The organism is Sphingobacterium sp. HMA12 (assembly GCF_002933815.1).
Taxonomy (GTDB): Bacteria; Bacteroidota; Bacteroidia; order Sphingobacteriales; family Sphingobacteriaceae; genus Sphingobacterium.
The window spans coordinates 932,266-945,876 of sequence record NZ_BEYR01000001.1 but is presented as its reverse complement, the minus strand read 5'-3'; the positions used below and the strand labels follow the sequence as shown (position 1 = coordinate 945,876).

18 protein-coding genes are annotated in these 13,611 nt (G+C 40.2%); 10 read left to right on the top strand and 8 right to left on the bottom strand.

Annotated features, from left to right (window positions below):
• Nucleotides 1–44: 44 nt before the first annotated feature.
• Nucleotides 45–608, top strand: a complete 564-nt coding sequence (locus tag HMAT_RS03860; RefSeq protein ID WP_104381480.1) for a biliverdin-producing heme oxygenase — start codon at nucleotides 45–47, stop codon at nucleotides 606–608.
• Nucleotides 609–636: 28 nt separating this feature from the next.
• Complete coding sequence (locus HMAT_RS27190; RefSeq protein WP_199768538.1) at nucleotides 637–783, top strand: hypothetical protein; 147 nt, start codon at nucleotides 637–639, stop codon at nucleotides 781–783.
• 296 nt (nucleotides 784–1,079) lie between these two features.
• Here the strand turns inward: HMAT_RS27190 and HMAT_RS03855 are convergent, their stop codons facing one another.
• Both HMAT_RS03855 and HMAT_RS03850 read right to left on the bottom strand, forming a co-directional pair.
• Complete coding sequence (locus HMAT_RS03855) at nucleotides 1,080–1,592, bottom strand: STM3941 family protein (protein ID WP_158655601.1); 513 nt, start codon at nucleotides 1,590–1,592, stop codon at nucleotides 1,080–1,082.
• Nucleotides 1,593–1,729: 137 nt separating this feature from the next.
• On the bottom strand, nucleotides 1,730–2,365 hold the full coding sequence (locus tag HMAT_RS03850; RefSeq protein WP_104381478.1) for a hypothetical protein: 636 nt from the start codon (nucleotides 2,363–2,365) through the stop codon (nucleotides 1,730–1,732).
• 263 nt (nucleotides 2,366–2,628) lie between these two features.
• Here HMAT_RS03850 and HMAT_RS03845 point away from each other — a divergent pair, with 263 nt between their 5' ends.
• The 4 genes from HMAT_RS03845 to HMAT_RS03830 all read left to right on the top strand — a co-directional run bounded on the left by HMAT_RS03845 (nucleotide 2,629) and on the right by HMAT_RS03830 (nucleotide 5,826).
• Complete coding sequence (locus tag HMAT_RS03845) at nucleotides 2,629–2,949, top strand: helix-turn-helix transcriptional regulator (RefSeq protein ID WP_104381477.1); 321 nt, start codon at nucleotides 2,629–2,631, stop codon at nucleotides 2,947–2,949.
• A gap of 1 nt (nucleotide 2,950) precedes the next feature.
• Entirely contained in the window at nucleotides 2,951–3,415 is a 465-nt protein-coding gene (locus tag HMAT_RS03840) for an SRPBCC domain-containing protein (RefSeq protein WP_104381476.1), read from the top strand.
• Nucleotides 3,416–3,446: 31 nt separating this feature from the next.
• On the top strand, nucleotides 3,447–4,028 hold the full coding sequence (locus HMAT_RS03835) for a YdeI family protein (RefSeq protein ID WP_104381475.1): 582 nt from the start codon (nucleotides 3,447–3,449) through the stop codon (nucleotides 4,026–4,028).
• A 238-nt stretch (nucleotides 4,029–4,266) separates the two neighbouring features.
• The gene (locus tag HMAT_RS03830) at nucleotides 4,267–5,826 is read left to right on the top strand and encodes a sulfatase (protein ID WP_104381474.1); all 1,560 of its coding nucleotides are present in this window, start codon (nucleotides 4,267–4,269) and stop codon (nucleotides 5,824–5,826) included.
• A gap of 68 nt (nucleotides 5,827–5,894) precedes the next feature.
• On the opposite strand, the gene HMAT_RS03825 is transcribed toward HMAT_RS03830, so the two are convergent.
• The 4 genes from HMAT_RS03825 to HMAT_RS03810 form a co-directional block, all read right to left on the bottom strand.
• The gene (locus tag HMAT_RS03825) at nucleotides 5,895–6,644 is read right to left on the bottom strand and encodes an SDR family NAD(P)-dependent oxidoreductase (protein ID WP_104381473.1); all 750 of its coding nucleotides are present in this window, start codon (nucleotides 6,642–6,644) and stop codon (nucleotides 5,895–5,897) included.
• A 178-nt stretch (nucleotides 6,645–6,822) separates the two neighbouring features.
• Nucleotides 6,823–7,506, bottom strand: a complete 684-nt coding sequence (locus tag HMAT_RS03820) for a hypothetical protein (RefSeq protein WP_104381472.1) — start codon at nucleotides 7,504–7,506, stop codon at nucleotides 6,823–6,825.
• Nucleotides 7,507–7,622: 116 nt separating this feature from the next.
• A complete protein-coding gene (locus HMAT_RS03815; protein ID WP_104381471.1) occupies nucleotides 7,623–8,147 on the bottom strand; it encodes a hypothetical protein in 525 nt (174 codons plus the stop codon).
• Nucleotides 8,148–8,196: 49 nt separating this feature from the next.
• Nucleotides 8,197–8,496, bottom strand: coding sequence for a hypothetical protein (locus tag HMAT_RS03810; protein ID WP_104381470.1), 300 nt, complete (start codon nucleotides 8,494–8,496; stop codon nucleotides 8,197–8,199).
• Nucleotides 8,497–8,632: 136 nt separating this feature from the next.
• On the opposite strand from HMAT_RS03810, the gene mazG reads away from it, so the two are divergent.
• The 4 genes from mazG (at nucleotide 8,633) to kdsB (ending at nucleotide 11,977) form a co-directional block, all read left to right on the top strand.
• On the top strand, nucleotides 8,633–9,445 hold the full coding sequence (gene mazG / locus HMAT_RS03805) for a nucleoside triphosphate pyrophosphohydrolase (RefSeq protein WP_104381469.1): 813 nt from the start codon (nucleotides 8,633–8,635) through the stop codon (nucleotides 9,443–9,445).
• Nucleotides 9,446–9,522: 77 nt separating this feature from the next.
• A complete protein-coding gene (gene trpS / locus HMAT_RS03800; protein WP_104381468.1) occupies nucleotides 9,523–10,521 on the top strand; it encodes a tryptophan--tRNA ligase in 999 nt (332 codons plus the stop codon).
• Between the two features lie 15 nt (nucleotides 10,522–10,536).
• Nucleotides 10,537–11,154, top strand: coding sequence for a deoxynucleoside kinase (locus tag HMAT_RS03795; protein ID WP_104381467.1), 618 nt, complete (start codon nucleotides 10,537–10,539; stop codon nucleotides 11,152–11,154).
• A gap of 79 nt (nucleotides 11,155–11,233) precedes the next feature.
• Entirely contained in the window at nucleotides 11,234–11,977 is a 744-nt protein-coding gene (kdsB, locus tag HMAT_RS03790; protein WP_104381466.1) for a 3-deoxy-manno-octulosonate cytidylyltransferase, read from the top strand.
• A 7-nt stretch (nucleotides 11,978–11,984) separates the two neighbouring features.
• Here kdsB and HMAT_RS03785 read toward each other — a convergent pair whose 3' ends face one another.
• Complete coding sequence (locus HMAT_RS03785) at nucleotides 11,985–12,890, bottom strand: aldo/keto reductase (RefSeq protein WP_104381465.1); 906 nt, start codon at nucleotides 12,888–12,890, stop codon at nucleotides 11,985–11,987.
• Nucleotides 12,877–13,608 (bottom strand): FKBP-type peptidyl-prolyl cis-trans isomerase, encoded by a 732-nt coding sequence (locus HMAT_RS03780; RefSeq protein WP_104381464.1) that lies wholly within the window; start codon nucleotides 13,606–13,608, stop codon nucleotides 12,877–12,879. The genes HMAT_RS03785 and HMAT_RS03780 overlap by 14 nt, the downstream gene beginning before the upstream one ends.
• Nucleotides 13,609–13,611: the final 3 nt, after the last annotated feature.

The window sequence follows — 13,611 nt, the reverse complement described above, 5'->3', positions numbered from 1 at the left end:
AATACGAATCTTTGTATAGAATCGTTATAAATAAAAGAAAGAACATGTTAAGTCAACATATCAAAGAGCAGACGCACGCTGCTCACCAAAACGTAGAAGGAACGATCGTGCGCCAATTGAAAAATATTCGTTCTGAAGCAGATTATGCCGAGGTATTAAAAGGCTTCTATGCTTATTTCCGTGCAGTGGAAGATAGCATCGCTCCTTTTGTTACAGCCGAAGTATTACCCGATCTAGCAGAACGCCGCAACTCTTCGTATATCAAAAGCGATATTGAAGCTTTGGGAGGTAACGTCGAAAATCTTCCTGAAGCAACGGCTCCGGCGGTAACAAATGTACAGGAGGCCCTTGCATCTTTATATGTATTGGAAGGATCAATTATGGGTGGCCCATACATCGTGCAGATGCTAAACAAATATGGCGTCAACAAAGGGACAACCTTCTTTGAAGGCTATGGCGAAAATAGCCGTGAGATGTGGGCTAGATTTACCGCTGTATTGAATAAATATGCTGCGGATCCTGCAACTTATGATCGTTCGGCAGAAATTGCAAACCAAACTTTTTATAACTTTGGTGAAGTATTCACGCCTATTGCCAGTGCAAACTAAATAGGCTGAATATTGTTTAACCCTTCAAATGGAGCAAAAAGACAATAATAGAGACAATAAATCAAAATGGTTGAAGCGTGCCGGCATGGGGGCATTTATCTTCTTCCTGGCAAAGGGACTTGTGTGGCTAGCGGTATTTTTTTTCGCAGCGAAGTCCTGTAGTTGGTCTATTTAAGTAAAATAAAGCAGCCACCATCTTTATCTAAAATAAAGATGGTGGCTGCTTCTCTTCATGAAACACTTGTTTAGAAGTACGGCTTTTAGCATACGTTGCTATGTCAAACAGTATTCCCACTTTCCTTACAGCCACTTCGCCAATGAATCGGCACCTCTTCATATTAGCCATTTTTCTTCAATAATCCTCGCCCCTAGATAGTCCAAAATTTTCTGTAACTCCCGCAACTGCTATACTTTATTTCGTCTAGTCACTGGGCACGATATTCTTTATCCGTGTTGATACTTTTCCTTGTGTCACAGCCTATAGCGCTGATAATACGCTTCGATCAGATTTTTAAGTTCATTGAAATCAATCGACAACTGATCGGCCGAAACCGCAAGTCCATTGGCAATAACATGTTGTTGTACCTGCGAAGAGAGCTGCTGAATATGATTCTCCGGATGATGTAACTTCAAAAAAACAAATTGCACACCATGGGCCATTCCCATAGATATTGATTGAATAGCTGTCCATTTTATTGCTCCAATCTTTTTGCCTACAGGTGTGCCTTTATATTGTATGCCCGTTGCGTTCAATATCAGACCGGTTCGATCTTTATCAAATAGGCTTTTTAGACCGGCAATTATAAAATAGATCCCCAAACATCCCAACATTAACATCATTGTACCGTGAGCAATTCTTATTTTTTCGGCGACAAAGAAAATATAGTAAGCAAAGGCCAATGCCGCCACAGTAAACACTACACCTAACAGTAGTATTTTTAGCCGTTTTTTGTTGTCAAATTCTATAATGGTCTCATTCATCATACGATTTTACTTTTTTTACAATTCCCACTTATTGAAGTCCCTTACGATTCGTCAAACGATTTTGCCATGTTCTATTTTTGCCGAAAAAATTTTATCCATCATTCACAGACAATTTATCCGGTGACCAAAGATGCAGCCTAACCGACAAACCATATAAGCAGGACAATCAGCCACTGAATGGTGATACAGATCCAGAACGGCCTATTGTCTGCTTCCGTAAGTATTTCCAATACAGCAATAAATTTGGACTTCACCAGATCATAAAAGCTATTGTTATTGTCCAGGTCTAAACTGTCAAACTTAATTTTGTTCAATCCAAATACCACAATACGCTTGATCCATGGATTTTCAATCTGTGTATTTTTCACTTGATTTATCAATTTAAGTTTAGCGAAGGTATAATCACCTGCATTTTGAACGATGTCAGGCTGGTTGGATTGGAAAACCAATAACACTTTGTCCAATGCAGGTATGATAAGATCATCCTGTCTCTCCTCGACTACCTTACCGGCGACTGTCGAGAAAACATATTTATTGCTAAATAAGAAAAGGAGTATCGGCAAAAGGATCAATCCGATCAACCACAAAAATTTTCCGATGGTTTGCGTATGATCACGCATTGAAAAAAAAGAGCCTTCGCTATTGCTTCTAAGCAGCAAGTATCCAACAACTAGATAGAACACCGTGGACAAGATAGCCAGCAGATAATGTTTCAATAAGGTTTTTGTTGCTATAACAGTTAGTTTTTTAATGTAAGACAAATTCGCATTCATAATGGCATCGTATAATTTACTTAGCTAAATTAAAATTAATCCCATCAAATTTCTTATTGAATTCCAATTCGCCCGTTACCATTTTAAATTCGTTGCAGTTTAACTTCTATTCGTATTTCGGCGACTTATTTCCAAGTTAAACCTATGGAATATCATTGTTACTGATTTTATAATTGACAAATAACTCCCATATCACATAAAAAAATAAAAAAACTTGCGTAGTTAAGTAGCGACATATATATTTGTAGCTAAATAACTTCACAATGAATTTAAGACGAGATGTTTTCCAAGCCATAGCAGACCCAACGAGAAGAGCCATACTTCTTCTCTTGGCTTCACAATCGATGACAGCAGGGGCTATTGCCGCAAACTTTAACACCGCGAGACCGACCGTTTCCAAACACCTGCAGATTCTCAGTGAATGTGAACTGCTTAAATCTGAACAAAATGGCCGTGAAATTTACTACCAGCTCAACGCACCTAAAATGAAAGAAATAGCAGATTTTATCGAGCCATTCCGAAGCATGTGGGATGACCGTTTTAATAAATTGGAAGAAATCATGAAAAACTATAAAGACAAATAAAATGGAAAAGAAAACAAAAATCCATGCCGAAGATGGTAAACAGGAAATTTTGATTACCAGAGAATTTGACTTGCCCCTAAATTTGCTATTCAAGGCTTATGAAGAAGCTAAAATCTTCGAACAATGGATGGGAACCAAGGTGTTAAAATGGGAGAATAAACGACATGGCTCTTTTGCTTTTGAAACCTTCCACAACAATACGGTCGCCTTCAAAGCAAATGGAACAATACACGAATTTATAGCTAACGCAAAAATCACAAGAACTTTTGAAATGGAAGGTACTCCCTTCCCCGTCCAATTAGAATACCTAAACTTCGAAAAGATAACAGACACGAGCAGTAAACTGATCATGCACATTGTATTTAAATCCGTTGAGTTTCGTGACCAGCTCCTCCGGATGCCTTTCGCTCAGGGTATCAATATGGCGCATAACCGGCTCCAGGATATGGTGTCCAAATTGGCATAAACCTAAAATTTTCACTAAACCAAAGTAACAAATGAACCTAAAAGCAGCACATTTCTTCGAAAACGCCTCGAGATGGAACGAAGAATTCAATTTATTACGCAAAATTGTCACCGAAAACAAGGCTCTCGTGGAAGATTACAAATGGATGCACCCCTGCTATACCTTTGGAGGAAAGAATGTTGTCCTGATTCATGGATTTAAAGATTACTGCGCCCTATTATTTCACAAAGGCGTACTGCTAAAAGATCCTAAACAGCTATTAATTCAACAAACTGAAAACGTTCAGTCCGGCAGACAGCTGAGATTTACCAATATTGAACAAATTATAAATCTGAGCGAGACAATAGCTGATTATATCCAAGAGGCTATATCGGTTGAAAAGTCCGGAGCAAAAGTCAATATGCGAAAAACTGAAGATTATCCGATTCCGGACGAATTCGCAAAAGCCCTAAATGAGGATAAAGAACTTAAAGCTGCTTTTTCATCCTTAACTCCGGGCCGTCAGAAAGGATATCTATTTTATTTCAATCAGGCAAAACAAGCAAAAACACGTGAATCAAGAATCGAAAAGTATTATCAACATATTTTGGATGGAAAAGGTATAGATGATTAAAAATGCCATACAGCGGACAACCAATGTAATTATTATAGGACTACATTGATGCTATCCCGAAAGATGGGCCTAATATCGACTCGAAGTGAACTTATCGTGACTGCAGTCCGTAATATGAGCGGAATTTGATAACTTTGATCTGCGATGTGAAACAGCATCCAAACCAATATGTGTGCTATCGGTACATCATGTACGATTACACTAAAAACACTTAATTTTACACAAGGAGCGTATAAACATGAATAAAAAAATTTTCCTGTTCATCTGTGGCTTACTACCATTCCTGACACAGGCCCAGCAACAAATTAATAGCAAACCACGTCCAAATATTGTTTTTATACTAACCGACGACTTCACCGCGCAAGCATGGGGTGTCTACGGGGGAGTTTTAAAAGATATTGTGAAAAACCCAAATATTGAAAGCCTTGCCAGACAGGGCGCGATACTGAACAATGCTTTCTGTACAAACTCCATTTGCACGCCGAGCCGGGCGGCCATTCTTACCGGACAGTACAGCAATAAAAACAAGGTATATACCCTTGATGATGCATTAGACCCTAACAAAGAAAATATCGCCAAAGACCTGCAACATGCAGGTTATCAAACGGCTGTTTTCGGAAAATGGCATCTCAAAAACAGGCCCTCAGGATTTGATGAGTATCGGGTATTGCCCGGACATGGTGTCTACCATAACCCCACATTCCTTTCCAAAGACAACTGGAATGACAAAGAAGAGGCTGGCACTCCCTATCAGGGCTATGTCGATGATATCACAACAGACCTGAGTCTTGAATGGTTATCAAAACGCAATCCGGAAAAGCCTTTCTTTTTGCTTTGCCATTACAAAGCAACACATGAGCCCTTCGAATTTGCTGACAGGTTCAAGGATCTATACCAGGATATTGAGTTTCCTTACCCCGCAACATTTTTGGATTCTGGCGCAACGACAACAGGGAGGTCTTTTGAAGGCCAGCCACTTGAAGAACTTGGTCATCGCTATGAGCAAGCCTCAACAGGGCCTTTCTGGACGTCCTACCCTGATCTTCCCTTCTCTACCAAGGGGATGAGTGCGATCGATGCCCGCAAAAAAATCTATCAAAAAATGATGAAGGATTACCTGCGTTGTGTAGCCGGAATAGATGACAATCTTGGAAAGATCATGCGCTACCTCAAAGCGGCCAAATTAGATGAAAATACGATTGTCATCCTTTCCTCTGACCAGGGGTATTTCTTGGGCGAACATAATTTTATGGACAAACGCCTCATGTATGAAGAGTCACTACGCATGCCTTTCATCATCAGTTATCCTAAAGAAATTAAGGCTGGCAGTAAGCTGGATGATATGGTTTTAAATATTGACTTCGCGGCACTATTCGCGGATTATGCCGGCATAAAAAAACCGTCTTACATACAAGGAGAAAGCTTTCGTAAAAATCTGAAAGGAAATACACCAAGTAATTGGCGCTCTTCCATGTATTACCGCTATTGGCAACATGCCCCAATACGCCCGGCACACTTGGGTGTACGTGATGAACGCTATAAACTGATTTATTTTTATGGACAGCCTCTCGAAATGACCGGCAGCGACAAAAAGACTACAGCAGCAGCCTGGGAATTTTATGACTTACAAAAGGATCCTATGGAAACACATAACGCCATCCATGACAGGCAATATGCAAAAGAAATCAGTCGCTTAAAAAAGAAACTCGTTAAATTGAAAGCCGAAGCAGGTGACAATGATGAAAACCGGCCGGCATTTCAACAACAATTACGCAAAGAAAATCTGATCGAAAAATAGGTTACTTATTAAGGAAGCGGAACTACCCCTATGGGACAGTTCTGCTTCCTTTCGCCTCTATCTCGTAATTAAACAGCAGTATAGCCGCCATCAACCAAATAATAACCACCGGTCATAAAAGATGACTTTTCGGAGCTCAGAAACAACACCAGTTCTGCCACCTCTTCAGCCTTCCCTAAACGACCAATAGGATGTTTACTGATCAACGCATGAACGTGCTCCTCATCCAAATTTTTGAGCAAAGGCGTATCGATATATCCCGGTCCTACAGCGTTGCAGCGAATATTTTTCTGACCATATTCTGCACCTATATTTTTAGTTAGACCTACTACAGCATGTTTTGCCGCAGTATAAGCGCTTGACATAGGGGCAGCAACTGTCCCGTGAATCGAAGCCATATTGACAATAACTCCAGCACCATTTGCCTCCATGGCCTCAAGCTGGTATTTACAACCATAGAATACTCCATTGAAATTAATATCAATCACCTTTTTCCAGCCATCCAAACTATAGTCTCCTGTCAATGCTGCCTCACCTCCGATACCCGCATTATTACAGGCAATATCCAATTTCCCATAGGTGCTTACGACAAAACGCACTAAGGCCTCATTATCTTCCGCCAAAGAACTATCTGCCTTAAAAAAAGCTGCTTCAGCTCCTGATGCTTTAATCTGTTGCACCGCATCCTGACCTGCTTGCTCATTAATATCCGATACCACAACTTTCGCTCCTGCTTTTGCATATGCCAAAGCAACTGCTAACCCTATACCGGAGCCAGCCCCTGTCACCAAGGCAACTTTATCTGCTAAAATATCCATAGTATATAAATTTTATGACATATACAATTTACCAATATTTTAACGCAATCTGTCCAACCTGCGCTCCTACAACAAAAAAAAGAAACTCAAATGACATTCCCGCGGCATTCAATAGACTAAAAAAATAGCTCCATCGTTACGAACAATGGAGCTATAATACCTGTACGGATAAGCGCTTTTAATCTTGGAGCTGGGGGTATTTTTGATACAGTCGGTTAAGAAAAAAACGACCCATCAACTGAAGTTTTGACTGCGTTTCAAACATACCCGGTCCCGGAGATATAATGCCATCTGGCATCCTTTGTACGGCGCCATAATAGATAATATCAAGCCCATTTCCATTGACATCAAGATGCATCTTTTTAGGTTTCAATCCCATGATAGATCCCATTCGGGTAACTTTCTCCGAATTACTGATCTGCACAGGTCGGGCGTCCAATAACGTTTCGTGATCAAAGACCAAATGGTCTCTTGCTTCGCCGTCATCAAAAAAGACATAATGCAATTCATTATTACTGAGAACGAGATAAGAAGCATTATCACGTTCACTGTATCTCGCCTTCACCCCTACAGCCGCCCAAGCTACTGTTTTAGCTGCTGTTGCGGCAGCCGAAGCTACTTTATCCCCCACCGTTGCAATATAGGCACACTGCGTAAATGCCTCAATCGGCGCCCCATTCATCTGTTTGCTTAGTTCTCGAAACTCCTGGCGCAACAACTCATCCTTAATTCCAGAGGCCAAAGCGATCCCAGCCTCACCTTCGTACTTTCGAGCAGTCTCTTTTTGCTTTTTCATCATGATGATAGAAATGAAAACGCAGACTGCCACAATCACAACAAAAATACCGATGTATAAAATCATATTATTATAATTTAGAAATTGGTTAATAATTCACAAATAAATTGAGCGCCAAAAAAGAGGATATTGATTATCAGTATCCTCTTTTCGTGGTAGTCCATAACAAAAATTTTGCCAAATTAGAGTATCCGATCTGGATAATGAATATTATTTAATGCCGTCTGATGCATATCTACCCAGATATCGCTGTAGGACTGATTCAATAACCAATTTGGGGAACTACGCATATCCGCATCTTGATCATTATTATAAATGGAAGGAAATTCCGATTCCTTTGCCCTTAGCAATACAACGATCGTTCCTTTCATCTTGAGCGGAAGATCACCCAAAATGAGATTATAGAACCCTTCTTCGATCAGAGCCGGGCTAAAGCGTTCAAGACTATCGTAACTTCTTTCCAATTTACCAATAAGCTTCTCCAGTTCCTTTGGATAATGACGTTCGACATAAGACTCAAAAAGCCCTGTCCCCCTATTATAAGATCCTGCCTTCATTAAGTTGAGCGCTTCATTGCGGTACACTTGCAGAAGACGATCAGCATTTAAATCGGAATAACCTCCGTCCAGGGGTTTTCCATCACGACGCAAGGCCCAAACCTTAAGCCCTTGAAGCCTTTCTGATTCAGTAAAATTATTCCCTTCCATTCCGAATGTTCTAAACAGTCCTTATTTATAATAGTTATAATATCTTCGGCTAATGCTCTCTTTCTCTAAGTTCTAGCTGTAGCAGAATATCCCGTTTTTTGCCTTCAATCAAAGATAAATTACCGGCTACAAAAACACCTTTTTCCCCGGAATTTCTACTTATTCCATATACTGTAGACTCATCATCAGGATCTGATGCTCCTTCATAACGAAACAAATAATCAATTTTAAACTGGTCCGCATCTGCCAGTAGATCATCAAATTCGATGTTGTAATCTATCGTATAGCCCATATCACTTAACTTTTCCAACGCTACACTAGCTGAGGAATACCCATGCATTCTTTCCATAACTGAATCTTCTTTGTTTAACCGTTCTCACTTTTTTATTATAAAACGATTATTTAGCCGTTTTTGTTTTCCTCAATTTCAAATAGTTTATTCAAGATCATATTTCTATTTTTGTAAAACGAAAACGAAATATCATATGGCAAATCTAGCAGCTCCAGCGTACCAACATACCCCCCAACTTGCATTTCAGCGTTTACTTGACGTATTGTACACCTTGAGACTCGAATGTCCCTGGGATAAGAAACAGACGATGGAATCGCTACGCCATCTGACAATCGAAGAACTCTACGAGTTGACGGATGCCGTTCTGGAACAGGATTATCCTGAAATAAAAAAAGAACTTGGCGATGTCTTAATGCACCTCTTATTTTATGCCCGCATCGCAGAAGAAGAAGGGCAATTTAATATTGTAGACGTACTGAATGCAATCTGTGATAAACTTATTACCCGCCATCCACATGTCTATGCCGATGCAAGTGCAAACACGGAAGATCAAGTCAAATCCAACTGGGAAGCGATCAAGCTGAAAGAGGGCAATAAGTCCGTTCTTGCAGGTGTTCCGAAAGGACTACCCGCCCTTGTCAAAGCCTATCGCATTCAAGATAAAGTAAGAGGTGTGGGTTTTGACTGGGAAGATAAAAGACAAGTATGGGAAAAAGTTGAAGAAGAGCTTGCTGAATTTAAAACAGAATTCAATATCGAAACAACAGAGGCAATTGACCGGGAAAAGGCTGAAGGCGAATTTGGGGATCTCTTATTTTCGTTAATTAATTATGCCAGACATATTGGCATTAATCCGGAAAATGCTTTGGAACGCACCAATAAAAAATTCATCGCACGGTTTACCCATTTGGAGCAGAAGGCTGCCGAAAATGGTCGAAAACTACAGGATATGAGTCTCGAAGAAATGGACGTTTATTGGAATGAAGCCAAAAATCTAAAAAAATAACAACTATACATTAAAAGGTGGGCGACTCACGGAATTTAATTCTACTTTGTCAAATTTATCCGTAAATTCGCAGGAATATGGAAACAGTTGTTAGTGGTATCAGAAGTACCGGAAAATTACATTTAGGAAATTACTATGGCGCATTGAGCAATTTTGTGAAAATGCAAAATGAATATAATTGCTTTTTTTTTATTGCGGATCTACATTCGTTGACGACACACCCTACACCGCATGGACTTCAGGGCACTGTACGTCAAGTGATCGTTGAATATTTGGCAGCTGGAATTGACCCAGAAAAATCAACTATTTACGTTCAATCTGATGTTCCAGAAGTTGCTGAGCTTTATTTGTACATGAATATGAACGCGTATTTAGGTGAACTTGAACGCGCAACGGCATTTAAAGACAAAGTACGCAGCAATCCGGACAATGTCAATGCCGGCTTACTAACTTACCCAGTATTGATGGCTTGCGATATCTTGATTCACCACGGAACGAAAGTTCCTGTCGGCAAAGATCAGGAACAACATCTAGAAATGACGCGTACATTTGGCAACCGCTTTAATCGTTTATATAATGTTGATTATTTTAAAGAAGCTTTTGCTTTTTCCTACTCCGACAAATTGGTTAAAATACCGGGATTAGCCGGACAGGGTAAAATGGGCAAATCCAATGGTGAAGCCGACTGTATCTATCTTTCAGATAGCGCCGATGCCATTCGCAAAAAAGTAATGCGTGCCGTTTCCGATTCAGGCCCGACTGAAATGAACCAGGCCAAACCTGAAGCAATCCAAAATCTATTTGATTTAATGAAGGTGGTTTCTACGCCCGACACATTACAGCACTTTGATGAGCTTTATAATAAATGTGAGATTCGTTATGGCGATTTCAAGAAGCAATTGGCAGAAGATATGGTATTGGCAACAAATGATGTACGTCTACGTATCGAGGATATAGCAAACGATGATGCCTATATTGCAAAAGTTGCAAAATTAGGCGCTGAAAAGGCTGGAGAGTCTGCTCGCAAAACACTAAAGGAAGTGCGCGAGATCATTGGTATCAAAAGATTTTATTAAATAAGAAAAGAGAATATGCATATAGCTATCGTAGGAAATATAGGTGCAGGAAAAACAACGCTAACGGAATTATTGGCGAGTCATTTCAAATTTGAGCCTCAATTTGAGGCTGTAGACAATAATCCCTATCTGGAAGATTTTTATTCCGACATGAAGCGTTGGGCGTTCAACCTACAGATTTTCTTTTTAAATAGTCGTTTTAGACACATTGTGAAGCTTCAGGAAACAAACATAGATATGATTCAGGATCGCACGATCTATGAAGATGCTTATATCTTTGCTGAAAACCTATATGATATGGGTTTAATGAGTGCACGTGACTTTGAAAACTATAGCAACATCTTCCAAAGTATAATTCATTACATTAAACCACCAGATCTGCTGATCTACCTGAAAGCATCTGTCCCTACATTGGTAAACAATATTCAAAAAAGAGGCCGTGATTATGAATCAGCGATCCGATTGGATTATTTATCTAAACTGAATGATAAATATGATAAATGGATCAACAATTATAAAGAAGGAAAAGTGATGATCCTAGACAAGGATAACCTTGATTTTACTTCTAACCCCGAAGATCTAGGTGGCATTATACAAAAGATAGAAGCCGAATTATTCGGGTTGTTTGAATAATAGCAGACAACAAATAGACAAAAGCCTGTAAAATCATCCATTTACAGGCTTTTTAATACATAAAAATGCGCAAAGTATCATGAAATTTTTAGGCATTATTCCAGCACGATTTGCCTCCAGTAGATTTCCGGGCAAACCGTTGGTTGATATTGAAGGTCAGACCATGATCCAACGGGTCTACGAGCAGGTAAAAAAATCAAAAAAAATAGCCAAAGTAATTGTTGCTACCGACGATCAACGCATCGCATCCGAAGTCCTCTCTTTTGGCGGCAACGTGGTTATGACCTCCGACACGCATCAATCGGGCACAGACCGCTGTGCGGAAGTCATCAGCAAGGACCAGGAGTTTGATGTTGTCATCAACATTCAGGGAGACGAGCCATTTATCAACCCGGAGCAAATTGATTTACTTGCATCTTGCTTTGAAAATCCACAGACCAAAATAGCGACTTTAGTAAAGGAGATCGAAACATCGGAAGAATTGTTCAATCTCAATATTCCAAAAGTTGTCCGAAACACCGCGGGCGAAGCCATCTATTTCAGCAGGCAAACAATCCCCTTTTTAAGGGGAGTTAATCAAGAGCAATGGCTTGAAAAGCAGACGTTCTACAAACATATCGGGATTTATGCCTACCAAGTAGATACGTTAAGAGCATTGACTCAGCTGCCAGTCTCGGGTCTTGAGCAAGCTGAAGCACTTGAACAGTTACGCTGGATAGAAAACGGGTATGCAATACAAACCGCAGTAACCACACATGAAACTGTTGCGGTGGATACGAAAGAAGATCTTGATAAGATTCTAAAGCTATTTTTTAACAAATAATAGCTACCTAACGGTGTTCGGTATACAACAAAGACCGGACACCGTCCAATAATTTCTTTTTGTCCTGTACACTCAATTGTGCAAGCTGCTGTTTTGTCGCCATCAATTCATCGAGTTGCAGCTTGGTGCTCACTCCTACCACCGCTGTCGCTACAGCAGCATTGGAAAGTACGTAGGATAAGGCCTCAGCCGCCCTGTCTTTTCCCGATTGTTTAACCACCCTGTCCAGGTTACGGAGCAGATGCGACACCTCTCCCGACGTATATTGGAGATAGGGCTCTACAGGTTTATTTACTAAAAGTCCTTTTGCCAATGTCCCCCGGGCCAGAATACCCACATCGTTTGCGGCCAACAACGTATCCATCTCCTCCTCGAGTCTCCTATCCAAGAGATTATACTGCATCATGACCGACGAAACAGCAGATTTAGATATAAATTCTTTAATCACATTGGGACGAATAGACGATAATCCGTAAGCACGAATCTTTCCCTGCTTTTTCAATAATTCAAAAGCTTCAATAATTTCATCTATCGGATCATCAATAGTACCGCCATGCAGCTGATAAAGATCGATGTAATCTGTTTTCAACCGTGAAAGTGACCCTTCAATGGCTTTGACAATATAATCTTTTGATGCTTTCCAATCCCAGCCAGAACCATCTACCCGCCAGAGATTACCGACTTTACTGGCTAACACAATTTGTTTGCGAAAATCCTGTACACTCTCACCGACAACCATCTCATTTTGACCTTTATCATAGAGATCCGCTGTATCAAAGAATGTAATCCCGCTATCGAAAGCCTTTTGAATAATATCTTTGGATTGTTTGGGCTGATTGCTTTTTAACGACATACAGCCCAAACCAATTTCCGAAACCATCAGGCCACTGTTACCTAATTTACGTAGTTTCATTCGTATTGAAATCAAGCAATTCCACCTCAAAGACTAAGGTACTATTGGCTGGAATATCACCCGTAGCTCGTTCACCATAAGCTAGTCGGCTTGGTATAAAAAATTTATATTTAGCTCCTTTTGACATCAATGGAATACCAATTTGCCAGCCTTTAATCACTTGTCCCAACGAAAGTTTCAATGGCTCCTTGCGATCATAGGAACTGTCAAACTGTTTCCCATTCAATAAAGTTCCCTTGTAATGCACAGTAACTTCGTCATTCGCCGTAGGTTTTGCACCTTCCGCCTGATTTAGTACAAGATACTGAATTCCCTCAGCTGTTGTTTTCATCCCGGCTATTTTTGCATTTTCAGCAAAGAACTTGTCTTCTTGGGCACGGCTTACGGCCTCTTTCTCAGCACGTATATCCATAATGGCTTTCTGGATAACCTCTCTTGTTTGTCCATCTTCCAATAAGGTTTTCTCGTTTTTTAATGTAGCAGCAATTGCTTTTGCGATAACATCAGCTTTCAAATATTCTACTTCAGTAGATTTCAACGATTTTCCGATATCCATGCCAAATGCATACGATACGGAGTCTGCTCTGGTAGTCAACACCTGGGTTGAACTAGGTTTTGTCGTTGTCGTTTTTTTCCTGACCGAACCGGTCTTTTTTTTCTGCTGGGCAAATCCAGTCACGGTTGTCAGAGACAATAGGGCTAATGCGATGTACTTCATGTT